Raw genomic sequence first — 19,785 nt, forward strand, 5'->3', positions numbered from 1 at the left:
CTATGGCTAACCGCACCCTTCAACGCCCGCAATGGGGCTTCACGCTGATCGAAATCATGGTAGTGGTCATCATCCTCGGAGTGCTCGGCGGACTGGTTTTGCCCAATGTCATGAGCCGCCCGGACCACGCCAAGCTGACGGCAGCCCGCACCGACCTGCAGTCGATCTCGACGGCGCTTGAAGTTTACCGGTTGGACAACGGCCGTTACCCAAGCACTGCCCAAGGGCTGGAAGCGCTGGTGATGCGCCCCACGCAAGCTCCGTTGCCCAGGCTGTGGAATGCTTCAGGCTACCTCAACAGCGTACCGATCGACCCTTGGGGGGCTGCCTACCAGTACGCCAGCCCGGCGACCCGCTCCAATCAAGGCTTCGACCTGTTTTCCCTGGGGGGGGATGGGCGGCCAGGTGGCGACGCTCTGGATGCCGACATCGGCAACTGGCAACCATGAAGCGCCGACAGATGTGCGGGTTCACCTTGCTGGAGGTGCTGCTGGTGCTGGCCGTGCTCGGCACCGTGATCAGCATGGCCAGGTTGGTACCCCTGGGCAGCCCTCATCGGCTTGCACAGCAGGACGCGCAGATGTTCTTGCAGCTGTTCGAGCAGTCACGCGACCGTGCGTTGCTTGAGGGGCAATTGCTGGGTATGCACATCGATGCTGGCGGTTTTCAGGTGATGCGATACACCGAGCGCGGTTGGTATCTCACTGGGAGGCGGGTGGCGAGCGACCTGGAACTGCAGCTGGAGCTGGATAGCGTCAGCGAATTGCCTGGGAATGCCCCACAACTTCAGCTCAGCGGTGATCAGGAACACGCGCCGTTCGTACTGGCGTTTGGTCGGGCCGGTGAAACGCTGGCGTGTGTCGTGAGTGATGGCCTTGATGCGCGCATTGGTTGCTGAGCGAGGGTTCACCTTGCTGGAGGTGCTGATCGCGCTGGCCGTTTTTGCCGTGCTGGCTACCGCTGGCGGCCTTGCCATGCAACACGTGTTGCAGCAGGCCCGGCAGTTGAACGAGCGGTTGTTTGCCAGTTGGGTTGCCGATAACCATCTGGCAGAAATGAAGCTTCAGTCCAGTACGGGTGCAGGGCAGCGTGTGGTCACCATTCGTTTCGCAGAGCAGAGTTGGCAGGTGAAGGAGACACGTCAACGTAGTGTGGGATGGCTGGAGGTAAACCTGCAGGTGGCGTTGTCAAAGGACGGGCAGGTGCTGTACCAGACCACCGGCTGGCTGGAAATTGCCCATGGCAGCTAGCAGCGCTGCCTGGGGGCGCCGGCAACTTGGCTTCACCTTGCTGGAGCTGTTGCTGGCTGTGTCGATCTTTGCGTTGCTGGCTGCTGGCAGCGCGCAGCTGTTGAGCGTCATGGTCAAAGCAGATGCTGCGCGGCAAGGGTCTGCTGAATCCTTCAGACGCCTTTCCAGAGCAATGGGCCTGCTTCAGCAGGACACATTGCATGCAGTCTTCCCTTCGCAAATGAAAACCGCTGGCCACGCGGTGATGTTGCAGGGGCAGAGCCTGCAATGGATGGTGAACAGCCCTCAAACGCCCGGCCCGTCTTATCTGGGTGAGATGCAGGTGGTCCGTTACTGGGTTGAGGCTGGCGTACTGTGGCGTCAGCGTCGAACCCTGGCTGAGGGTGTGGGGCGTGCTCAACGGCTGCTCGAAGGCGTAACGGCATTGCAGTGGCGCGTGTTCGTGCCGGGGCAAGGATGGCGAACCGACTGGCCAGCCTCTGCGGGTGGAAATGATCGCCCCCTGGCCATAGAAGTCACCTTGTCTACCGAGCGCACCCGGCAGATTCGCCGTGTGCTGCACATGGCGAGCACACACCAGTGAAGGCCGTTCAACAGCGTGGGGTGGCGTTGGTTACCGTGTTGCTGATCATGGCCCTGGTCATGATGCTGATTGTGGCAATGGTTCGCAGCCATCAGTTATCGGTTGCTGCCTTGGGTTACCAGACTGAAGCCTTGCGAGCCATGCAGTTGATTTTGGCCGTGGAACGCAAGGCACTCCTGAGGTTGCGAGGGCAGTTCGACGAAAGCCTGGCTGTAATCCATGCGGGGCAACCCTGGGCACAGGCTCAGGTTCTTGAACTGGGGCAGGCCAGTGTGCACATGCAGGTTGAGGACTTGGCCGGGCGCTTCAACCTCGGCGCACTTGTACGAAACGGCCGTGTTGACCCCGTGCTTTTGAAGCGTTGGCAACAACTGTGTCAGGCCATGGGTGTGGAGCCTCCAGCCATGGAAACACTGCCTGTGGATACTTTGCTCGACATCAGCCAGTTGCGGGTGTTGCCCGGCGTCGATACAGCTTTTTTGCAACGCCTGGCGCCTTGGGTCGTGGTACTGCCCCCACAGGCCGGGCTCAACATCAATACGGCTTCGGCACGCATGATCGCCATGCTGGAAGGTCTTGAGCCCGCTACCGCCAAGCGCCTGGTTGCAGCGAGACCTGAAGCAGGCTACGCCAGCGTGCAGGGCTTTCTGGCCGACCCGATTCTGGCAGGGGGCACCGTTACGGGGCGAGGCCTTGCGGTTGGCAGCCGGTGGTTTGGGTTGACACTGCGAACTGATCTTGACGGTGTGCGTGTGCAGCTTTACAGCGAAGTGGAACTGGACGCCAGAAGCGATCGGTTCCGTGTCATGCGGCGTGCGCTTTCCCGAGTACCGAGGTAGGTGTCGAATGACTGAGCACATCATCTATCTGTTGCCAGCAGGCATCGGCGGTGCCGAGGCACAGTGGCCCGTCAGGGTTCGGACGTCGGGTGGCGAGGTGTACCGTTCAGTGCTTGGAGAATTGCCCCTGCCGCAAGTTGGCCAGGCGGTCGTGCTGGTCCTGCCGATGGAGTTGTTGTCGTGTTGTGGGACCGGGCCGCTGTCAACCCGTCGGCCCAGCCGGCAGACACTCGCCTATGCCGTTGAGGAGCAACTGGATACTGCGCTAGAAACCCTGCACCTTGCCTTCAGTGCCGATGGCGACCACGTGCTCGCCATTGATCGGGCCCTGTTCGAACGCGTGCTGGCGTGCCTGCGGGAGCGGGGCATCGAACCCAGGGCAATTTATGCTGATGCCGATATGTTGGCTCAGAAAGGGCCCGCTGCTGTGTGGCTGGAAGGCCGTTGGCTGATAGGGGGCGGGGAAAATGTACGGCTGGCGGCCAGTGCGCAGATAGCGCAGGCGTTGGTGGACCGTCTACCCCCCATGCACTGGATGGCCGAACCGGATTACGCCGGTGACCCCTTGTGTAACCGGCGTGTTGGCGATGCCCTCGCCGAGCTTTGTCACAAGCCGGCTGGCGCCATCGACCTGTTACAAGGGGGCTATGCCAGGCGGCATGGGCTGTTCCCCTGGCGGCACCTGGTGGGAGCACTGGTATTGTCGGGTTTGCTGGTCAGCCTGGCCGGGCAGTGGCGTAGCGACCAAGTGGTACGACATGCCGATGAGTTGCGGGCAGCGAGCCAGCAGCCTGACAGGCAGTTAGTACAGGCGCCGCCTTCTTCCATGCAGCACTTGGCTGAAATGAGCGAGCAGTTGGTCGCTGCGGGAGGGCTGACCATCGCGCTTGCACAGCACACTGAAGGCGAGGGTTGGCAGGTCAATGTCGTCGCCCACGGTTTTGCAGACCTGGAGCGGTTGCGTGAGCGACTGCCTAACTTGCAAGTCGGACAAGCCCGGCAACGTGGCGCCGAGGTGCGTGCCACGCTGGTTTGGGCGGGGGGGCAGCAGCGGCAAGTACCAGTGCCGCCCACTGCAGCCTGGACCGCAGCGCGTCTGAGCGAGCAGGCGCAGGCGAGTGGGCTGCGAATTACTGACCTGCAGAGTTCCGAGCAGCAGGTAATCATGGCCCTGCAAGGGCCACCACGTGTATTGATGGAGTGGATTCACTCGCTGGAGCAGGGCGGGGGGCAGTTGCATGAAATCCGTTTGCAGGTTGACGGTGAGCAAATGCTGGCGCACGTCGCACTGCAGTCGGGGCAACCTTGATGCACGTTAAGTTTGGCTTCAGCGGGGTTCGCTAGGATGCATCCATCAGAACCCCAACAGGATCATGCCAAATGAAAGCTCGTTACCTCGCCATCATCCTTGCCCCGCTTTTCAGCACCGCTGCCCTGGCTGCCGGTTATACCGGGCCTGGCGCCCAGCCGGTTACCACGGTTGCTGCCGCCAACGAGGCCGCCGACGATACGCCGGTGGTGCTGCAGGGCTTTGTTACCAAGAAGATCAACAACGACGACAAGTACGAGTTCAACGACAACACCGGCACCATCAACGTCGAAATCGATGACGAAGACCTGCCTGCCACGCCGTTCAACGAGAAGACCAAGGTGAAGCTGACCGGTGAGGTGGAGAAGCACCTGATGAGCCGTGAGGTGGATGTGGATATCGTCGAGATCGTCAATTGATCTGATGGTCTTTTCGCGGGGCAAACCCGCTCCTACCGGCCCTCTGCGCGCCCAGTGGGAGCGGGTTCACCCGCGAATGCCTCACGCCGTTTTGGCCGGCAATCTGCTCAAGTGCAATGCCACCACCAACGCCACCGCCAGCAAGCAGCCAATGAACAGCCCGATACCGTTCCAGCCCCATTGGTGCCAGAACACCCCGCCCGCAGTGCCCGCCACACTCGACCCAGCGTAGTAGCAGAACAGGTACAGCGACGAGGCCTGCCCCTTGGCCTTGAGTGCCCGGCGCCCGATCCAGCTGCTGGCAACCGAATGCGCGCCGAAGAAACCGAAAGTGAACACCAGCATGCCTGGGATCACCATGGTCAGCGGGCTGGCCAGGGTCATCAGCATGCCGATCGCCATCACCACGATACTGGCCCAAAACACTTTCCGCCTTCCCAGCTTGTCCGCCAGGGCGCCAACTTGCGCCGAGCTGTAGATACCAGACAAATACACCACTGAGAGCAGGCCAACCAATGCCTGGTTCATATGGTACGGCTCGGCCAGCAGGCGGTAGCCGATGTAGTTGAACAGCGTGACGAAGGCCCCCATCAGCAGGAAGGCTTCGAGGAACAGCCAAGGCAGGCCGGCGTCCTTGAAGTGCATGACGAAACCGTTCACCAGGCTGCGCGGGTTCATGGCTTGAGGGCGGAAATTGCGCGATTCCGGCAGTACCTTCCAGAACACCACTGCAGCGATGAGTGCCAGGCCGCCGATGGTGAGCATTGCCGTATGCCAACTTACGAAGTCGATCAGTACCCCGGTGATCAAACGCCCGCTCATGCCGCCGATGGCATTACCACCGATGTACAACCCCATGGCCAGGCCAATGTGCTGGGGGTGAATTTCCTCGCTCAGGTAGGTCATTGCCACCGCCGCCAGGCCGCTAAGGGAAAGGCCCACCAGGGCGCGCGTGGCCAGTACCAGCTCCCAGGTGGGCATTACCGCGCTGGCCAGGGTCGACAAGGCCGCGCAGACCAGCGCGAACACCATCACCGGCTTGCGCCCGATGCGGTCAGAGATGGGCCCGGTGATCAACAGCCCAAACGCCAGCATTGCGGTCGACACCGACAGCACCAGGCTGCTTTGCGCCGCATTGATCGAAAACTCCTGCGACAGCAACGGCATCATCGGTTGTACGCAGTACAGCAGGGCAAAGGTGGCAAACCCGCCGCTGAACAACGCCAGCACGGTCTTCATGAAGGCGGGGGTGCCTTTTTCGATCCAGATGTCGTTAAGCGGGGCAGGTTCGGGTTCAGCAGAAAGGGGGGCTACAGCAGTTTTCACGATGGGTACCTCTGGCGCGATGAAAAAAGCATATAGCTGGCTATTGATTAGATCCAATATATTGTTCGACCTATTTAAGACGTTTGGCGACTTGTTTGGAGTTAATCATGGAACTGCGCCATCTGCGTTACTTCATCGCGGTAGCCGAAGAGCTGCATTTTGGCCGTGCGGCCCAACAGCTGGGCATTTCACAACCGCCCCTTAGCCAGCAGATTCAGGCGCTGGAGCTGGAGCTGGGCGCGCGCCTTTTCGAGCGTACCAATCGTCGGGTTGAGCTGAGTGAGGCCGGCCGGCTGTTTCTGGAAGAAGCTCGCCAGGTGCTGGCGCAGGTCGAAAAGGCGGCGGACGTGGCACGGCGCGCGCAATTGGGCGAGCTGGGCGAAATGAAAATAGGCTTCACGTCCTCGGCGCCATTCACGTCAAAGATCCCCAAAGCCATTCACGCCTTCCGCCAGCGCTTCCCTGCGGTGCACCTGAACCTGAAGGAAATGAGCAGCCGGGATGTCGCCGAAGGCGTATACGACGAGTCCATCGAGGTGGGCTTGATGCGGCCCATGCCTTTGCCTGAAGGGTTGGTGGCCACCGAATTGTTTCGCGAGCCGCTGGTTGCAGTGATCAATGCCTCGCACCCGCTGGCGCAGGGCAGCGAAGAGGGTGTGCACATGGCGGCATTGGCCCACGAGCCGTTTGTGTTCTTCCCTCGTAGCTACGGCAGCGGGCTGCATGCGCAACTGATGAGCCTGGCGCGGCAAGCCGGGTTCAGCCCGCACTTTTCGCAGGAGGCCGGGGAGGTAATGACCATCATTGGCCTGGTGTCAGCCGGTTTGGGTGTTTCGGTGCTTCCCGCATCGTTCCAGCGCATGCGTATCGACGACGTGGTTTACCGGACTTTGCTGGACGAGGGTGCCACCTCGGCGGTGTGGCTGGTGCAGCGCGAGCAAGGTGGCTCGGCGATGGCCAAGGCCTTCGCCGAGCTGGTGACCGGCCAGGCGAAGGTGTCAGGCCCAGCGGCGGAAGATCAGTGACGTATTGACTCCACCGAAGGCGAAGTTGTTGTTCATCACGAACTCATGGCTCATGGCCCGGAAATCACCGGTGATGTAGTCCAGTTCGCCGCAGCGGGGGTCGACGTTATCGAGATTGAGGGTGTGCACGTAGCGGTCGCTGTTCATCATTTCGATGCTGAACCACGACTCCAGAGCACCGCAGGCGCCCAAGGTGTGGCCGAGGTAGCTCTTTTGTGAGCTGATCGGCATGCGTGCACCAAACAGGGTGCTGGTGGCCAGTGTTTCGGCAATGTCGCCTTGCTCGGTTGCCGTGCCATGCCCGTTGACGTAGCCGATGGCTTCGGGGGCCAGGGCCGCATCCTCCAGCGCAAGTTCCATGGCGCGGCCCATGGTGGCCTGCTCGGGGCGAGTGATGTGTTGCCCGTCGGCGTTGCTGCCAAAACCGACGACTTCGGCATGGATCCTCGCCCCGCGTGCCAGGGCGTGCTGCAGCTCTTCAAGCACCAGCATGCCGCCCCCTTCACCAATCACCAGGCCGTCACGGTCCTTGTCGTAGGGCCTTGGGGTCAGGTGCGGCGTGTCGTTCTTGAGGCTTGTGGCGTACAGGGCATCGAACACCATCGCTTCAGTGGGGCACAGCTCTTCGGCACCGCCGGCCAGCATCATCGGCAAACGCCCGTACTTGATGGCTTCGTAGGCGTAGCCGATGCCTTGACTGCCGCTGGTGCAGGCGCTGGAGGTGGGGATCAGGCGGCCGGTGAGGCCAAAAAAGATACTGATATTGGCAGCCGTGGTGTGTGGCATCATCCGCACGTAGGAGTTGGCATTCAGGCCATCGGCCACCGAATTCATCAGCATGTTGCCAAAGGTTTTTATTTCATCGGTGCTGCCAGTGGAAGAGCCACAGGCCACGCCCATGCGCCCGTCGCGGATGCTGGGGTCGCCGAGCAGCCCGGCATCGGCCAGGGCACGTTCCGCGGCGGCCACCGCCAGGCGTGACACCCGGCCCATGCTACGCAGTTGCTTGCGCGTCCAGTGGGCGGGCACTTCAAAATCATCGACCGGGCCGGCCAGGCGGGTGTTGAGCTCGGCAAAACGGTCCCACTCATGCATCCGGCGGATGCCGCTGTGTTGATTGGCGAAATGCCCGGCGATGGTTGCCCAGTCATTGCCCAGGGCAGTAATGCCGGCCATGCCGGTGACGACCACGCGGCGCATCAGCACAGCCCCCCGTTCACTGCCAGTACCTGGCGGGTGATGTAGGCCGCTTCGGCAGACATCAGGAAGTTGACCGCCCCGGCCACCTCTTCAGGGGTGCCCATACGCCCGGCCGGGATCATCTTGAGCAACTCGTCGACCGGAACATGCTCATCCAGCATGGCGGTGTCGATCAGCCCTGGCGCCACGCAGTTGACCGTAATCTTGCGTTTGCCCAGTTCGATTGCCAGCGCTTTGGCCGCGCCGACAAGGCCAGCCTTGGAGGCGCTGTAATTGACCTGGCCACGGTTGCCGATCAGGCCGGAAACCGACGTGATGCAGACAATGCGCCCCGGCGCGCGGCGGCGGATCATCGGCATGGTCAAGGGTTGCAGCACATTGAAGAAACCATCGAGGTTGGTCCGCATCACCTGGTCCCAATCGTCTTCGCTCAGCCCCGGGAAGGCGCCGTCGCGGGTCAGGCCGGCGTTGCATACCACGCCGTAGTAGGCGCCATGGCTTTCTACATCCTGTTCGAGGATGGCCTTGCAGGTTGCACGGTCGGCCACGTCAAACTGCAGCACCCGTGCCTGCTGGCCCAAGGCACGAATTTCTTCTGCCACGGTATCGGCCTCGCTGCGGCCGCTGCGGCAGTGCAGCACCAGGTCGAACCCGGCTTTAGCCAGGCGCAAGGCGATGGCCCTGCCGATGCCTCGGCTGGAGCCTGTGACCAGGATGGTGTCAGTCATGGAGCAGATTCCTCAGGGCCGGCTTCGGCCAGGTAGCTGGCCGGTTGTGGCGGGGTGTAAACGTTCAGCCTTGCTGTGGCATGAATGCCTGGGCCGTGCAGGTGGCATTCGAACACACCCATGCCATTGTCGTCTTCCAGCGAGCGTTGGGCGTGCACGTGCAATTCAGCGCCCGACGGGAAGTGCTCGACATCACACTGGTATTTGCGGGTGCCGAGCAGGAAGCCCAATTCTACCGGCTGCCCGTTGCGACGTGCACGGCAGCCGGCAAAGGCGGCCACGCTTTGTGCCATCAACTCGATGCCGAACCACGCGGGCAGGCTGCCGTCCGGGCGGTTGAACAGGCCGCCGGGGCGTACAGTGGTGCGGGTGTTGATCTGCTCGTCGTCGCAACTGTCAATGTGATCGATCAGGATCATGTCGCCAGCATGGGGCAGCAGCTCGGCCAGTGGCCACGTAATCATGGGGCGTCTCCGAGAATCAGGCTGACGTTGTTGCCGCCGAAGGCAAACGAATTGCTCATTACTCTTCGCGGGTGGCCCGTCGGCATGCGATGGTCGCGCGCCACCAGGTTGAGCGGTGGCAGTTGCGGGTCGGCCACCCCATCCCAGACGTGGGGTGGCAACAGGCCGAGCGGATTATGCTCGCTCAGGGCCAACCAGCAGAATGCCGCTTCAAGCGCTCCGGCGGCACCCAAGGCGTGGCCGGTCATGGGTTTGCTCGACGAGCAGGCGATGCCGTTGGCGAACAGGCTGTGAACGGCCAGGCCTTCCATGGCGTCGTTGTGCGCCGTTGCTGTGCCGTGCAGGTTCAGGTAGCCGACCTGCCCGGGCGCCAGGCCGGCATTGTCCAGGGCTTTGCCCATGGCGTGCAAGGCGCCTTTGCCGGCCGGGTCCGGGGCGGAAATGTGATGGGCATCGGAACTGGCGCCGGCGCCCAACAGGGCGATCGTGTGGCCAGTTGTGTTCGGCACGCGACTCATCAGGAACAGGGCCGCTGCTTCCCCGATATTGATACCCATGCGGTTGGCTGAAAACGGATTGCACAGATTTTCGCTGATCGCTTCAAGGGCGGCGAAGCCATTAAGCGTCAGGCCGCACAGGCTGTCGACGCCGCCACACAGCACAGCGTCGCATACCCCCAGGTCAAGCAACCTGCGGGCGCTTATCAAGGCTCTGGCGCTGGATGTGCACGCGGTGGATATCACGTAGGCCGGGCCGCTCAGCTGTAGCCAGTCAGCCAGGAACTCGGCGGGTGCACACAGTGCTTGCTGGTCGTAGCGATAGTGCGCGGGGAACTCGCCAGCCTTGAGGTAGTGGGCAATGCTGGCGCTGGCTTCGTTGATGCCTGATGTACTACTGCCCAATACCACGGCAACCCGCTGCGGGCCGTGGCGTGCAATGGCTTCGCGGATGGCTGGCTCAATCTGCAGGGCCGCCGCATACAGCAGCTGATTGTTGCGGCTGTGCTGCTCAGGCAATGGCACTGTTGGCAATGGGCCTTGCACGGCGCCAACCGGCGGGCATCGGCCTTCAACCCAACCGGCCTGCGCTTGCATGCCGGAGCAGTCGCCGGCAAACAAGCGGGCAGCTACTTCAGCCTGGCCGCGACCGAGGGCACAGACCAGGCCCAGGGCATTGAGGCAGGCAGTCATGGCGTTGTCTCGCTGGGCATCGGGTCGACTTGATAACTCAGGCCTTGGCCAAGGTTCAAGTCAAACGCGCTGGCGGCCCGATAACTGACCTGCCAGCGGTCAGCCAACCAGCGGCGCTGCCCTTGCTGGCGGGCCTCGGGGTACAGCTGCAACAACTGCTCGCTGGGCGTGATGGCAAACAGCACGGCGGCGAACAGCTCGCGTGCCTGCGGGTTGGGCGGCAACAGGCCGTCCGCCTGCCAGTGCTGCCCGTCGAGCAACTGCCGGGCTTGGGGAATGCCAAGCAGGTCGAGCAGCGTCCAGCGCAGGCGCTGGCCTTCACGCTGGATCACCAGCAACCAGTCCTGCTGTTGCCCGGCCTGTTCAGCCTGTACGTGCAACTGCTGTGGCAGCTCCAGCGAGGGTAATTGTGCAGGCAGGGGCGGCCGCACTGCGCAGGCGCCGAGCAGCAGGCACAGGGCCAGTGTGATCAGGTGCCTCATGATTGCTCCGCGTGTACGTCAGGCCGTTGGGCTGCCCAGGGCGCGAGCAGGAAGCTGAAGGCAAGCCCCAGGCTGACTGCCAGGCCGAAATTGCTTACCGCCGGGGTTGCCGAAAGCGCCAGCAGGCCGAACGACAACCAAGTGGTGAGGGCTGCCAGCAGCGTGCCCAGCAAGCTGACAGCGGCGCTGCCGATGTGCTCGTGCATCAGAATGGCATAGTCGACGCTGATGGCCGTGACCAGCAGCAGGCCAAAGAGGCTGAACAGCGTCAGTGGCTGGCCGAGCCAACCCAGGCAGGCCAGGCTGCACAGGGCGGCGAGCAGCGGCAGGGCAACGATCCGCAGGGCGCCACGCAGGCCGAACGGCAGCACCAGCAGCACCAGAATCAGCACACATGACAGCAACTTGAGTTCGGCTGCGCTGATCTGAGTGGCGGCAAACAGCTGGTTCAGCTCGCCCAGCCGGTCTACCAATTGCACGCCGTCCAGGTCTTCGACCTGCAAGCGCAGCAGTGCGGCATCGCCCAAGCCTTGCAGGCTGACGATGGCGGCGACGCCTGCACCGTCCTGGCCCAGCCAAAGTGGCCGCCAGGCCTCGGCCAGCGGGCCTGCGAGCGCCTGTTCGATGGTTAGCGGCGCCAATGCACGCAGCGACTCTACTTCACTTTGCAGCGCCGCTTGCGGCACGCCCAGTGCCAGCAGGGGCTGCCAGTGCTCGGGCAATGCGTGCAGTGCCTGCTGTGTGCGGGCCTGTTCTGCCGGGCTGGCAACCAGTTGCCCAAGGCTCATGTATCCCTTGAGCTTGTTCAGTTCGACCAGCTCATCGAGTTTGCCTGCAAGTCTATGCAGGCGGTCGAGCAATTGCTGTTGATCGCTGCCGCGAACCAGGTAGAACTGGCTGGTGGGTTGATAACCGGTGATGCGCGCAACAGCCTGTGCTTCTTCGAGCAACTGTGGCGGGCTGGCAACCCATTGGCGGATGTCGTTGTGGCTGGTAAGCCGCCACAAGCCGCACGCGCAGAACACCAGCACCACGGCCAGCAGCACGGCGCTGGGCACTCGGCGCAACAGCCGTTCGCGCAGGTTGGTCAGGGTTTGTGCCAGCCGCAGTGGCCAGTGTGAAGGCTGTAGCTGCAGGCCGTTGAACAGGGCAGGCAACAGGCATACGGCGCTCAGGTACGCCCCGACCAGGCCTGCGGCGGAAAAGGCAGCAATCTGGGTGAGCGCGGGGAAGGGGGTGAACGCCAGGGCAAGGTAGCCGATGCAGCTGGTGGCCAGGCTCAGGCTCAGGCCCGGCAAGGTCAGCCGCAATGCAGGCCAACTGCGCCAGGGTTGCAGGCTCCAGCTTTTGGACAGGTAGTGCAGCGGGTAATCCACGGCCACGCCGATCAGGCTGGACCCCAGCACCAGCGTCATCACATGCATCTGCCCGAATAGCGCCACGCACACCACCGAACCGAACAGCATGCCCACCAGCACCGGGACGAATGCCAGCAATACGCGCCAGCGGCGAAATGCCAGCAGCAAAAGCAGCAGAATGCCAACGGTGGCACCGCCACCCACCCAGGTGATTTCGCGGCTGGCTTGCTGCTGGCCGGCCGCGGCGTGCAGCAGGCCGCTGGCGGCCAGCAGATGGCCGCCTTGTGCGGCGGCTTGCATACGGCTACTGGCGAGCAGATCGGCGACCTGCAACGGCAGGTTCAGGTCGAAAGCGTTGCCCTGGGTTCTGGCGCGCAGCAACACCCAGTACTGGCCCTCGGCTTCGGCGACCAAGGCACCGCTGGCGGTGTCCAGTTCAATATTGGCAGGCTTGGGTTGGCTGGCCTGGATGCGCCCGGTCAGGCCCAGCCAATCGTCCTGACTGGCTACCAGGTTGAAGCCGGCAAAGGGGTCGAACAGGGTTTGCACACGCTGCTCGATGAACGCAGCGGGCTGCTCGCGCAGTTGAACGCGGTCTGCCTCCGACAGCATCCCCAGCCGGCCTCGCAACAGTTGCTGGCGCACGGCGGTCAGGTCGGTCTGCAGGCTCCACTGCACCTTCTCGAACAGGCCGCTGGCTTGCCACTGCCCTGCCAGTTGCTCGGCGAGGGTCAACGCCTGCTGGCGGTCGGCGTGGCCGACCAGTACCAGCATTTCGCGGTTCAGCGGCTCCTGCATGCGTTGCTCCGCACGCTTGATCAGCGGGTCTTGCGTGGCGCCGGGCACCAGCGCCATCAGGTCGGCGGACAAAGGGGCGCCGCGGTGCCATTGCCAGAATGCCACTGCCAGCATGACCACCAGCAGGCCCGTGAACAGGCGTGGTAACAGGCGTTCAGTCGGCAAAATCGCTGCGCTCCGTATCACTCAGTTTGTTTGAACCGGTGCTTTCGGGCATGCGTAGCACGGTGCTGTCGCCCTGGGTTTCGTTCAGCTCGATTCGCTCGACAAAACGGCCACCGCTGATGTCGATGTGTTGGAACACTTGCTTGAGCAGCATCGAGCGCGGGGTGAGCTGGAGCTGCCAGTGTTGCGCATCGCCCGTCAGTTGCACTTCAAAATCCCGTTGCAGGCCTGTGCTGTCACCCTGCAGTACGGCAAAGAACAGCCGATTCTGCTCGGCCCCGGCGCTGCGGCTGGGTAAGGTTTGCCAGCCGCTTGCTCCCCGGCGGGCAATGCCTTTTTCGTCGATGCGGTAGTCCTGCTGCAAAGGTGTTTGCAGCAGCCATAGCAGCCCATGGTCGCGCGCCAGTACGAAGCGCCCATTGCTCACCAATGGCTGGGGCAGGGCGCGAAGGTGCTTCTCCTGAGTGAACGGGCCTTGGATCACGGCAGGCTCGCTCAGCTGCTTTTGCAGGTCATCAAGGTTGAAGGCCAGGGCCAGGGGGCTGGCGAGCAGCAGCAGGAGCGTTGCCAGATACCGTTTCATGCCAGCACCCGTGCAACAGCATCCAGCATGACCTGAGGCGACGCCAGTTGCATCTCGCCACTTTCGATATGCACTGCAACTTGCACGGTGCTGGCGCGTGTCAGCCGTTCGCCGCTTTCGGCATCGCTGATCAAGTAGTGGATTTTCAGCCGGTTTTCCCACTCCACCAGGCTGGCGCGCACGTTCAGGCGCTGGCCGAAAATGGCGCCGCGGATGTAGCGCAGTTGCAGGTCGATCACCGGCCACATGTAGCCGCTGGCCTGCATTTGCCGGTAGTCGTGGCCCAGGCGGTCGAGCAAGGCGCAGCGGGCGACTTCCAGGTATTTGACGTAATGCCCGTGCCAGACGATGTGCATGCTGTCGACGTCGAAAAAGGGCACGACGATTTCGCTGTCCACATGGAACACGCCCGGGTTACGCATGCAGCCTCCAGTGGCGCGCGGCGATGCGTTGCAGGCACAGGCGCAGGTCGCTTTCGAGGGCGCGGTCTTCGATGACCGGGGCAAAGTCCTGTTGCAGCGCTGCGTGCATCTGCGCCAGGGCCGGTGGCAGGGCGTGGCCTTCTGCCTCGCGGGTTCGCAGCCAGACGCCCTGGTTGGCGGCCAGCAAGCTGGCGGCTGCTACCTGTTCGGTCAGCTCCAGCACGCGCAGGGCATCGCGGGCGGCGATGGTGCCCATGCTCACCTTGTCCTGGTTGTGGCATTCGGTGGAGCGCGAGAACACGCTGGCGGGCATGGTAAGTTTGAGGGCCTCGGCGGTCCAGGCGCTGGCGCCGATCTGCACGGCCTTGAAGCCGTGGTTAAGCATGGCCCGTTCGGCCGTGGCGCCAGACAGGTTGCTCGGCAGGCCATGGTTGTAGCGCACGTCCACCAGCAGCGCGAGCTGGCGGTCGAGCAGGTCGGCAACGTTGGCTACCAAGGTTTTCAGGCTGTCCATGGCAAAGGCGATGTGGCCGCCGTAAAAGTGCCCGCCATGCAGCACGCGCTCGGCGTCGCCGTCGATGATCGGGTTGTCGTTGGCACTGTTGAGTTCGGTTTCGATAAAACCGCGCAACCAGCCCAGGCTGTCGGCCAGTACGCCCAGCACATGCGGTGCGCAGCGCAGCGAATAGCGGTCTTGCAGGCGATGCAGGGGTGGCAGCGGGGCGTCGATGGCCAGGTCCTGGCGCAACCAGGCGGCCACCTGGGTCTGGCCGGGGTGGGGCTTGGCGGCGAACAGGCGCTCGTCGAAGTGCTCCGGGTTACCCTGCAGGCCGATCACATTGAGGGCGGTAATGCGCGTGGCCAGTTGCAGCAGGTAATCGGCGCGGGCGAAGGCCAGGCAGGCCAGGCCGGTCATCACGGCGGTGCCGTTCATGAGGGCGAGGGCTTCCTTGGGCCGCAGCACCAGCGGCTGCCAGCCCAGCTCGCGGTGCACATCGGCGCTGCTGCGACGCAGGCCCTGGTACATCACCTCGCGCTCGCCCGACAAGGTGGCTGCCACGTAGGACAACGGGGTAAGGTCGCCACTTGCACCTACCGAACCCTCTTCGGGGATCAGCGGCAGGATGTCGTGGGCGAGGAAGTCGCGCAGGCGCTCCAGCAACTCAAGGCGCACGCCCGACACGCCGTGGCTCAATGAGCGCAAGCGGGCTGCCAGCACGGCGCGGGTGGCTGGCGCATCGAGCAATTTGCCCAGGCCGCAGCCGTGGAAGGTATAGAGGTGTTGTGGCAGGGCTTCCACATGCTCCAGCGGCACAGCCACCACGCAGGAGTCGCCGTAACCGGTGGTGACGCCATAGATCACCCCTTCCTTGTCGAGCAGAGTGTCGAGAAAGCGCGCGCCACGGGCGATGCGCTCGCGGTAGGCGGCATCGTCCTGTAGCTGCACGCGGGTGCGGCGCTCGGCGAGGGCCAGGACATCTTCGATTGCCAGCGGCGACTCGCCGAAGGTGACAGGCTCATGCGGGTGCATCGTCATCGGTCTTCCAGAAAGGGTAGAAATTGAACCACTGCAAGGGGGCCTGAGCACAATAATGGCCCAACCGGCTGGCATAGCGTGCGGCTGACTCGGCGATCACCTGGTCACGTTGACCACGACGCCATTGAATGTGTTCGGCAAAGGGTTCCAGAGTGATGCGGTAACGCCCCTGCTGTTTCAGGCAGAACAGCAGGTTTACCGGGCAGCTCAACAGCCCTGCCAGCAACCACGGGCCTTGAGGCAAGGCGGCCTGATGGCCTACGAAATCCACCTCCACGGTGCGCGTGCCATGCAGCGGCACGCGGTCGCCGGCGATTGCCAGCCATTCGCCTTGCTCCAGGCGTTCGGCCAGTTGCAGCATGATGGCCGGGTCCAGCTCGCTGACCTGGATCAGCCGCAGGTTGCTCGCCCCGGCCTCACCCAGCAGGCGGTTGAAGCGCTCGGCATGGCGGGTGTGTACCAGTACGTTCATGGGTACCTGCTCGCCGAGTTCGGCCAGGGCCCGGCAGACTTCCAGGTTGCCCAGGTGGGCGCCCACCAGCATCTGCCCGCGTGCACCGCGCAGTTGCTGGCGCAGGTGGCTGGGGTCGTCGATGTCGATGTCCGCCAGGCTCAGCCGGCCATTCCACACATCGAGCTTGTCCAGCAGGGCGTCGGCAAAGGCCATGAACTGGCGGAACACTTGCCAGTGGCTTGGCGCTGGCGTCTGCCCGCCAGTATGCCGGTGCAGGCGCTGCTGATACTGCCATGCGCTGCGCCGGGCGCGGCGGCCGAACAAGAAGAAGTAGGCGACGATCATATGGATCAGCGGGCTGAGCACGCGGCGGCCAAGGGAGCGCACCAGCGTTGCAGTCAGCTTCATCAGCCAGTAACTGCCGCGCTCCTGTTGGCCGGCCCAGTGTTGCCCGTTCATCCGCGCCACCTGCCCCAGAGAATCAGCGGGGCGCGCACCAGCATGCCGAAGAACAGCTTGGCGTGCATTTTGGAGATCAGCGCGTTGTCATGGAACAGGCGAAAGTGCGAACGGCCGTCTTGTGGGTAGTGCACGCGGGTGGGCAGCCAGTGCATCGGCTGGTTGCGCCATGAAAGCCTGACGAGGATCTCCGGGTCGAAATCCATGCGTTTACCCAGCGCAACGCTGTCGATCATGGCCAGGGTCGCTGGCAACGGGTACACGCGAAAACCGCACATGGAGTCTGGAATGCTCAGCGACAGGCTGTTGATCCACACCCACACGTGGGTGAGGTAGCGTGCATAAAGCCGGCCTTTGGGCACACTGGCGTCGTATTGTGGATAACCACACACCAGCGCTTGTGGATAAGCCTGCGACGTAGCCAGGAAGCGGTGAACGTTGGCGAGGTCGTGCTGGCCGTCGGCGTCCACCTGCAGTGCATGGCTGAAGCCCAGGCGAGCCGCTTCGCGCAGCCCGGCCATGACCGCGCCGCCCTTGCCTTGATTGACCAGCAGACTGACCAGATGAACCTGATCCTGTTCTGCCAGCTGGCGCAGCACCTGGGCGCAGGGCGGGTGGCTGGCGTCATCCACCAGTACACAGGGCAGCCCGGCGCGCAGCAGGCCGGCGACCACGGCGGGCACCGCCTGCTCATGATCATAAACCGGGATCACCGCGCAGGGCTTATGCATCCAGAGCCTCCAGTAAAATGCGGCCGCTGGCGCACACCTGGCCTGCGCATTGGTAGTTGAAGTAGAGCTTGCCCCGCTCACTGTCGAAACGCAGAGTCAGTGCCAGTTCGTCGCCCGGGCGTACCACGTGCTGGAACTTGAGCACTTCGAGGCCGGCAAAACGGTGATTCAACCCCAGGTGTTCGGTGGCCAGTGCCATCGCCCAGTCCACTTGCACCACGCCTGGCAAGACGGGCGTTTGCGGGAAGTGGCCAGAGAAGCACGCCAAATCGGGTGGAACGGCCAGCCGCAGACACAATTCATCGCCCTGTGTCTGCTGCCCCAGCAGTTCTGGTGCCATGCTGCGCGGAGCTAGCAAAAGTGCAGCCACCTGAGCCTGTGGCAGCTTGCCCTGGGTGTTCAGCGGCAATTGCCGGAGCAGGCGCCAACGTCGGGGTAAGGCCAACGCCTCGCAATGCTTCCCTAGGTGCTGGCGCAAGTTTTCGAGCAATTGCCTGCGGCCCTGGCTACGCAGCTGGTGCAGGCCATCAGGCGAAAGCACCACCAGCGCGCCCAGGCAAGCACGCCCCTGCTCAATTACGCCGAGGCGGGCCTCGGCCACGCAGGCATGGGTGCACAGAGCATGCTCAAGCATGGGCAGGGAGACGCGTTTCTCTTCCAGCTTCACGATGCGATCGAGGCGCCCGAGCAAGCGAAAGCGCCCATCGTCAGTAAGCTCGGCGGCATCGGCGCTTTTTTCAATATGGCCTTGTGGCAAATAGGGCGAAGCGATCTGCAAGGCGCCGTGTTCGTCCTGGCTGAGCTGCACGCCGTTGAACGGCCGCCAAAGCGTGCCCCCTTCGCGCCAGGCGATACCGCCCGTTTCCGAACTGCCGAGTATTTCCACAGGCCATTGGCCAATGCGCTGGTGCAACGCTTGTGCAGCTTCAACGGGTAATTCGCCGCCAGATGAAAACACCTTCCGAACAGCGCTCAGCGCGGGCCAGTCAAGGTTGTCACCCATACGCTTGAGCAGTGCCGGGCTGGTTACCCAGGCAAATGCCGGGTACGTGCGGCTGGCGCGCTGCAGGTCTTCGGGGAAGGGCAACTGGCGTCGTTCGAAACCGCGACCGGCGCACAGTGGCCAGAGTACCCGGAACAGCAAGCCGTAGATGTGTTGCGTGGCAACGCTGCCAATGATCCAGGCCTCGCCCAGGGCCTGGCCCCAGAGCTGTTCCAGTGCCTGCACTTCATTGGCCAACTGGCGCAGCTGTTTGTCGATGCGCTTGGGTTCGCCGCTGGAACCGGAGGTGCACAGGCTGATGCGGCATTGATCCAGGTCGAGAGTGGCCGGCGTCAGAGGGTGGGCGTGCAGGTCTGAAGGCTGATGGTCGCCGGGCTGATCACTTATCCACAGCTCGACCTGATCATTCCAGCGGTTGCGAGTACCTGGCTGTAAGTCGCCGGGCAGTAATACTTCGACACCCGCCCGCCAGGCCCCGAGCAGGGTGATGGCAAGCAGTGCAGCATCTTCCAGGTACACGCCGACGCAGCGCACGCCCCGCTGTTGCAGGCCGCCTGCCAGGCGTAAGGCTTGGTCGCACAGCTGTGCATGGTCCAGGCTCGGCGTTTCAGTTACAAGACGTGGCGTTGGGTGTGGCCAAAGCAGTTGCTCAAGGGCGATCCAGTTCATGGGCGGCCTCGAACACGTTGCCGTACTCGCCATTCGACGGCGAACAGCAGGCCCATGGCGATATAGGCGAGCAGCCCGTTGTAGAGGGTCCACCAGCTCAGCGGTGCCCACAGGGTCAAGGCGGTGGCGATCAGGCCGTTCACAAGGAAGAACACGCACCACACCTGGGTTACCCGGCGCGTATAGCGCACCGCTCTGGCGGGCAAATGCGGCTCACGCAAGCGAGCCAGGCGTTCGGCCATGGGCATGCCGCGCAGCAGGCTGGTGCCGAACAGGGCAAGCATGAAGGCGTTGATCAGCACCGGGTACCAGCGCAGCAATGCCGGGCTGTCCGACAGCCCCAGCAGCGCACAGAAGCCAAGCGCGGCAATTGCCATCCACTGGCTGCCGGGGCTGCGTGTGACGATCGCCCGCGCCAGCCACAGGGCACCAAGCAACAGGCCGAACTGCCAGGGGGCAACGTGCGCCAGGCCAAAATACACGGCGAACGGATACATCACGCCGGCAAGCAGCAGGCCCAGGCCGATCAGCCGCTTCATGCCGCCGGGCTGACCAGGCGGAATACGGCCTCGACTACGTCATTGACGGTGCGCACCGACTTGAAATCCTCGGCGGTGATTTTTCTACCGGTTTGCCGCTTGATGTGGTCAAGCAGGTCGATGGCGTCGATGCTGTCGATTTCCAGGTCTTGATACAGGTTGGATTGCAGGCTGATGTCGGCGGGATCCAGTTCGAACAGCTCGACCAGGGCGTCGCTGAGGAGGGTGTAGATTTCTTCGCGGGTTTGCATG

At 63.2% G+C, this 19,785-nt stretch carries 23 protein-coding genes; 8 read left to right on the forward strand and 15 right to left on the reverse strand.

Annotated features, from left to right (window positions below):
• Positions 1-2: 2 nt before the first annotated feature.
• From gspG to PVV54_RS01640, 7 genes are all read left to right on the forward strand, one after another.
• Complete coding sequence (gene gspG / locus PVV54_RS01610) at positions 3-449, forward strand: type II secretion system major pseudopilin GspG (protein ID WP_274908286.1); 447 nt, start codon at positions 3-5, stop codon at positions 447-449.
• A complete protein-coding gene (locus PVV54_RS01615; RefSeq protein ID WP_274908287.1) occupies positions 446-898 on the forward strand; it encodes a prepilin-type N-terminal cleavage/methylation domain-containing protein in 453 nt (150 codons plus the stop codon). The genes gspG and PVV54_RS01615 overlap by 4 nt, the downstream gene beginning before the upstream one ends.
• Entirely contained in the window at positions 879-1,250 is a 372-nt protein-coding gene (gspI, locus tag PVV54_RS01620) for a type II secretion system minor pseudopilin GspI (protein ID WP_274908288.1), read from the forward strand. The genes PVV54_RS01615 and gspI overlap by 20 nt, the downstream gene beginning before the upstream one ends.
• Positions 1,240-1,833 (forward strand): type II secretion system minor pseudopilin GspJ, encoded by a 594-nt coding sequence (gspJ, locus tag PVV54_RS01625; RefSeq protein WP_274908289.1) that lies wholly within the window; start codon positions 1,240-1,242, stop codon positions 1,831-1,833. Before gspI ends, gspJ begins: the two co-directional genes overlap by 11 nt.
• A complete protein-coding gene (locus PVV54_RS01630; protein WP_274908290.1) occupies positions 1,830-2,672 on the forward strand; it encodes a general secretion pathway protein GspK in 843 nt (280 codons plus the stop codon). The genes gspJ and PVV54_RS01630 overlap by 4 nt, the downstream gene beginning before the upstream one ends.
• Before the next feature lie 7 nt (positions 2,673-2,679).
• Positions 2,680-3,981 (forward strand): type II secretion system protein GspL, encoded by a 1,302-nt coding sequence (gene gspL, locus PVV54_RS01635; RefSeq protein WP_274908291.1) that lies wholly within the window; start codon positions 2,680-2,682, stop codon positions 3,979-3,981.
• Between the two features lie 71 nt (positions 3,982-4,052).
• A complete protein-coding gene (locus tag PVV54_RS01640) occupies positions 4,053-4,400 on the forward strand; it encodes a YgiW/YdeI family stress tolerance OB fold protein (protein WP_274908292.1) in 348 nt (115 codons plus the stop codon).
• Between the two features lie 81 nt (positions 4,401-4,481).
• On the opposite strand, the gene PVV54_RS01645 is transcribed toward PVV54_RS01640, so the two are convergent.
• Positions 4,482-5,726, reverse strand: coding sequence for an MFS transporter (locus PVV54_RS01645; RefSeq protein ID WP_274908293.1), 1,245 nt, complete (start codon positions 5,724-5,726; stop codon positions 4,482-4,484).
• Positions 5,727-5,833: 107 nt separating this feature from the next.
• Between PVV54_RS01645 and PVV54_RS01650 the strand changes: the two genes are divergently transcribed.
• The gene (locus PVV54_RS01650) at positions 5,834-6,751 is read left to right on the forward strand and encodes a LysR family transcriptional regulator (RefSeq protein ID WP_274908294.1); all 918 of its coding nucleotides are present in this window, start codon (positions 5,834-5,836) and stop codon (positions 6,749-6,751) included.
• Here PVV54_RS01650 and PVV54_RS01655 read toward each other — a convergent pair.
• Genes PVV54_RS01655 through PVV54_RS01720 form a run of 14 tightly spaced genes read right to left on the reverse strand, consistent with a single transcriptional unit; the run spans position 6,725 to position 19,784 of the window.
• Entirely contained in the window at positions 6,725-7,951 is a 1,227-nt protein-coding gene (locus PVV54_RS01655; RefSeq protein WP_274908295.1) for a beta-ketoacyl-ACP synthase, read from the reverse strand. The two genes, PVV54_RS01650 and PVV54_RS01655, sit on opposite strands and share 27 nt — an antisense overlap.
• Complete coding sequence (gene fabG / locus PVV54_RS01660) at positions 7,951-8,679, reverse strand: 3-oxoacyl-ACP reductase FabG (RefSeq protein ID WP_274908296.1); 729 nt, start codon at positions 8,677-8,679, stop codon at positions 7,951-7,953. The genes PVV54_RS01655 and fabG overlap by 1 nt, the downstream gene beginning before the upstream one ends.
• Positions 8,676-9,143 (reverse strand): hotdog family protein, encoded by a 468-nt coding sequence (locus tag PVV54_RS01665; protein WP_274908297.1) that lies wholly within the window; start codon positions 9,141-9,143, stop codon positions 8,676-8,678. Before PVV54_RS01665 ends, fabG begins: the two co-directional genes overlap by 4 nt.
• A complete protein-coding gene (locus PVV54_RS01670) occupies positions 9,140-10,333 on the reverse strand; it encodes a beta-ketoacyl-[acyl-carrier-protein] synthase family protein (RefSeq protein WP_274908298.1) in 1,194 nt (397 codons plus the stop codon). Before PVV54_RS01670 ends, PVV54_RS01665 begins: the two co-directional genes overlap by 4 nt.
• On the reverse strand, positions 10,330-10,815 hold the full coding sequence (locus tag PVV54_RS01675; RefSeq protein ID WP_274908299.1) for a hypothetical protein: 486 nt from the start codon (positions 10,813-10,815) through the stop codon (positions 10,330-10,332). Before PVV54_RS01675 ends, PVV54_RS01670 begins: the two co-directional genes overlap by 4 nt.
• Positions 10,812-13,136 (reverse strand): MMPL family transporter, encoded by a 2,325-nt coding sequence (locus PVV54_RS01680; RefSeq protein ID WP_274908300.1) that lies wholly within the window; start codon positions 13,134-13,136, stop codon positions 10,812-10,814. Before PVV54_RS01680 ends, PVV54_RS01675 begins: the two co-directional genes overlap by 4 nt.
• Complete coding sequence (locus PVV54_RS01685; RefSeq protein WP_274908301.1) at positions 13,126-13,719, reverse strand: outer membrane lipoprotein carrier protein LolA; 594 nt, start codon at positions 13,717-13,719, stop codon at positions 13,126-13,128. The genes PVV54_RS01680 and PVV54_RS01685 overlap by 11 nt, the downstream gene beginning before the upstream one ends.
• Positions 13,716-14,141: an acyl-CoA thioesterase gene (locus tag PVV54_RS01690; RefSeq protein ID WP_274908302.1), complete on the reverse strand. Its 426-nt coding sequence runs from the start codon at positions 14,139-14,141 to the stop codon at positions 13,716-13,718. Before PVV54_RS01690 ends, PVV54_RS01685 begins: the two co-directional genes overlap by 4 nt.
• Complete coding sequence (locus tag PVV54_RS01695) at positions 14,134-15,678, reverse strand: HAL/PAL/TAL family ammonia-lyase (protein ID WP_274908303.1); 1,545 nt, start codon at positions 15,676-15,678, stop codon at positions 14,134-14,136. Before PVV54_RS01695 ends, PVV54_RS01690 begins: the two co-directional genes overlap by 8 nt.
• Positions 15,659-16,591 carry an LpxL/LpxP family acyltransferase gene (locus PVV54_RS01700; protein ID WP_274908304.1) on the reverse strand — a complete coding sequence of 311 codons (933 nt, stop codon included), beginning with the start codon at positions 16,589-16,591 and terminating at the stop codon, positions 15,659-15,661. The genes PVV54_RS01695 and PVV54_RS01700 overlap by 20 nt, the downstream gene beginning before the upstream one ends.
• Complete coding sequence (locus PVV54_RS01705; protein WP_274908305.1) at positions 16,588-17,322, reverse strand: glycosyltransferase family 2 protein; 735 nt, start codon at positions 17,320-17,322, stop codon at positions 16,588-16,590. Before PVV54_RS01705 ends, PVV54_RS01700 begins: the two co-directional genes overlap by 4 nt.
• Positions 17,315-18,994 carry an AMP-binding protein gene (locus PVV54_RS01710; protein ID WP_274908306.1) on the reverse strand — a complete coding sequence of 560 codons (1,680 nt, stop codon included), beginning with the start codon at positions 18,992-18,994 and terminating at the stop codon, positions 17,315-17,317. Before PVV54_RS01710 ends, PVV54_RS01705 begins: the two co-directional genes overlap by 8 nt.
• Complete coding sequence (locus PVV54_RS01715) at positions 18,991-19,533, reverse strand: COG4648 family protein (RefSeq protein ID WP_274908307.1); 543 nt, start codon at positions 19,531-19,533, stop codon at positions 18,991-18,993. The genes PVV54_RS01710 and PVV54_RS01715 overlap by 4 nt, the downstream gene beginning before the upstream one ends.
• The gene (locus tag PVV54_RS01720; RefSeq protein WP_274908308.1) at positions 19,530-19,784 is read right to left on the reverse strand and encodes an acyl carrier protein; all 255 of its coding nucleotides are present in this window, start codon (positions 19,782-19,784) and stop codon (positions 19,530-19,532) included. Before PVV54_RS01720 ends, PVV54_RS01715 begins: the two co-directional genes overlap by 4 nt.
• Position 19,785 lies beyond the last annotated feature (1 nt).

The organism is Pseudomonas sp. PSKL.D1, assembly GCF_028898945.1.
Classification (GTDB): Bacteria; Pseudomonadota; Gammaproteobacteria; order Pseudomonadales; family Pseudomonadaceae; genus Aquipseudomonas.

What these genes read in the sequence shown, in the direction of transcription:
- PVV54_RS01655 (WP_274908295.1), bottom strand. Translation starts at nt 7,951, where the DNA reads ATGCGCCGCGTGGTCGTCACCGGCATGGCCGGCATTACTGCCCTGGGC.
- PVV54_RS01710 (WP_274908306.1), bottom strand. Translation starts at nt 18,994, where the DNA reads ATGAACTGGATCGCCCTTGAGCAACTGCTTTGGCCACACCCAACGCCA.
- PVV54_RS01695 (WP_274908303.1), bottom strand. Translation starts at nt 15,678, where the DNA reads ATGACGATGCACCCGCATGAGCCTGTCACCTTCGGCGAGTCGCCGCTG.
- gspJ (WP_274908289.1), top strand. Translation starts at nt 1,240, where the DNA reads ATGGCAGCTAGCAGCGCTGCCTGGGGGCGCCGGCAACTTGGCTTCACC.
- PVV54_RS01715 (WP_274908307.1), bottom strand. Translation starts at nt 19,533, where the DNA reads ATGAAGCGGCTGATCGGCCTGGGCCTGCTGCTTGCCGGCGTGATGTAT.
- PVV54_RS01690 (WP_274908302.1), bottom strand. Translation starts at nt 14,141, where the DNA reads ATGCGTAACCCGGGCGTGTTCCATGTGGACAGCGAAATCGTCGTGCCC.
- gspG (WP_274908286.1), top strand. Translation starts at nt 3, where the DNA reads ATGGCTAACCGCACCCTTCAACGCCCGCAATGGGGCTTCACGCTGATC.
- PVV54_RS01685 (WP_274908301.1), bottom strand. Translation starts at nt 13,719, where the DNA reads ATGAAACGGTATCTGGCAACGCTCCTGCTGCTGCTCGCCAGCCCCCTG.
- PVV54_RS01675 (WP_274908299.1), bottom strand. Translation starts at nt 10,815, where the DNA reads ATGAGGCACCTGATCACACTGGCCCTGTGCCTGCTGCTCGGCGCCTGC.
- PVV54_RS01700 (WP_274908304.1), bottom strand. Translation starts at nt 16,591, where the DNA reads ATGAACGGGCAACACTGGGCCGGCCAACAGGAGCGCGGCAGTTACTGG.
- PVV54_RS01720 (WP_274908308.1), bottom strand. Translation starts at nt 19,784, where the DNA reads ATGCAAACCCGCGAAGAAATCTACACCCTCCTCAGCGACGCCCTGGTC.
- PVV54_RS01665 (WP_274908297.1), bottom strand. Translation starts at nt 9,143, where the DNA reads ATGATTACGTGGCCACTGGCCGAGCTGCTGCCCCATGCTGGCGACATG.
- PVV54_RS01705 (WP_274908305.1), bottom strand. Translation starts at nt 17,322, where the DNA reads ATGCATAAGCCCTGCGCGGTGATCCCGGTTTATGATCATGAGCAGGCG.
- fabG (WP_274908296.1), bottom strand. Translation starts at nt 8,679, where the DNA reads ATGACTGACACCATCCTGGTCACAGGCTCCAGCCGAGGCATCGGCAGG.
- PVV54_RS01615 (WP_274908287.1), top strand. Translation starts at nt 446, where the DNA reads ATGAAGCGCCGACAGATGTGCGGGTTCACCTTGCTGGAGGTGCTGCTG.
- gspI (WP_274908288.1), top strand. Translation starts at nt 879, where the DNA reads ATGCGCGCATTGGTTGCTGAGCGAGGGTTCACCTTGCTGGAGGTGCTG.
- PVV54_RS01640 (WP_274908292.1), top strand. Translation starts at nt 4,053, where the DNA reads ATGAAAGCTCGTTACCTCGCCATCATCCTTGCCCCGCTTTTCAGCACC.
- gspL (WP_274908291.1), top strand. Translation starts at nt 2,680, where the DNA reads ATGACTGAGCACATCATCTATCTGTTGCCAGCAGGCATCGGCGGTGCC.
- PVV54_RS01650 (WP_274908294.1), top strand. Translation starts at nt 5,834, where the DNA reads ATGGAACTGCGCCATCTGCGTTACTTCATCGCGGTAGCCGAAGAGCTG.
- PVV54_RS01670 (WP_274908298.1), bottom strand. Translation starts at nt 10,333, where the DNA reads ATGACTGCCTGCCTCAATGCCCTGGGCCTGGTCTGTGCCCTCGGTCGC.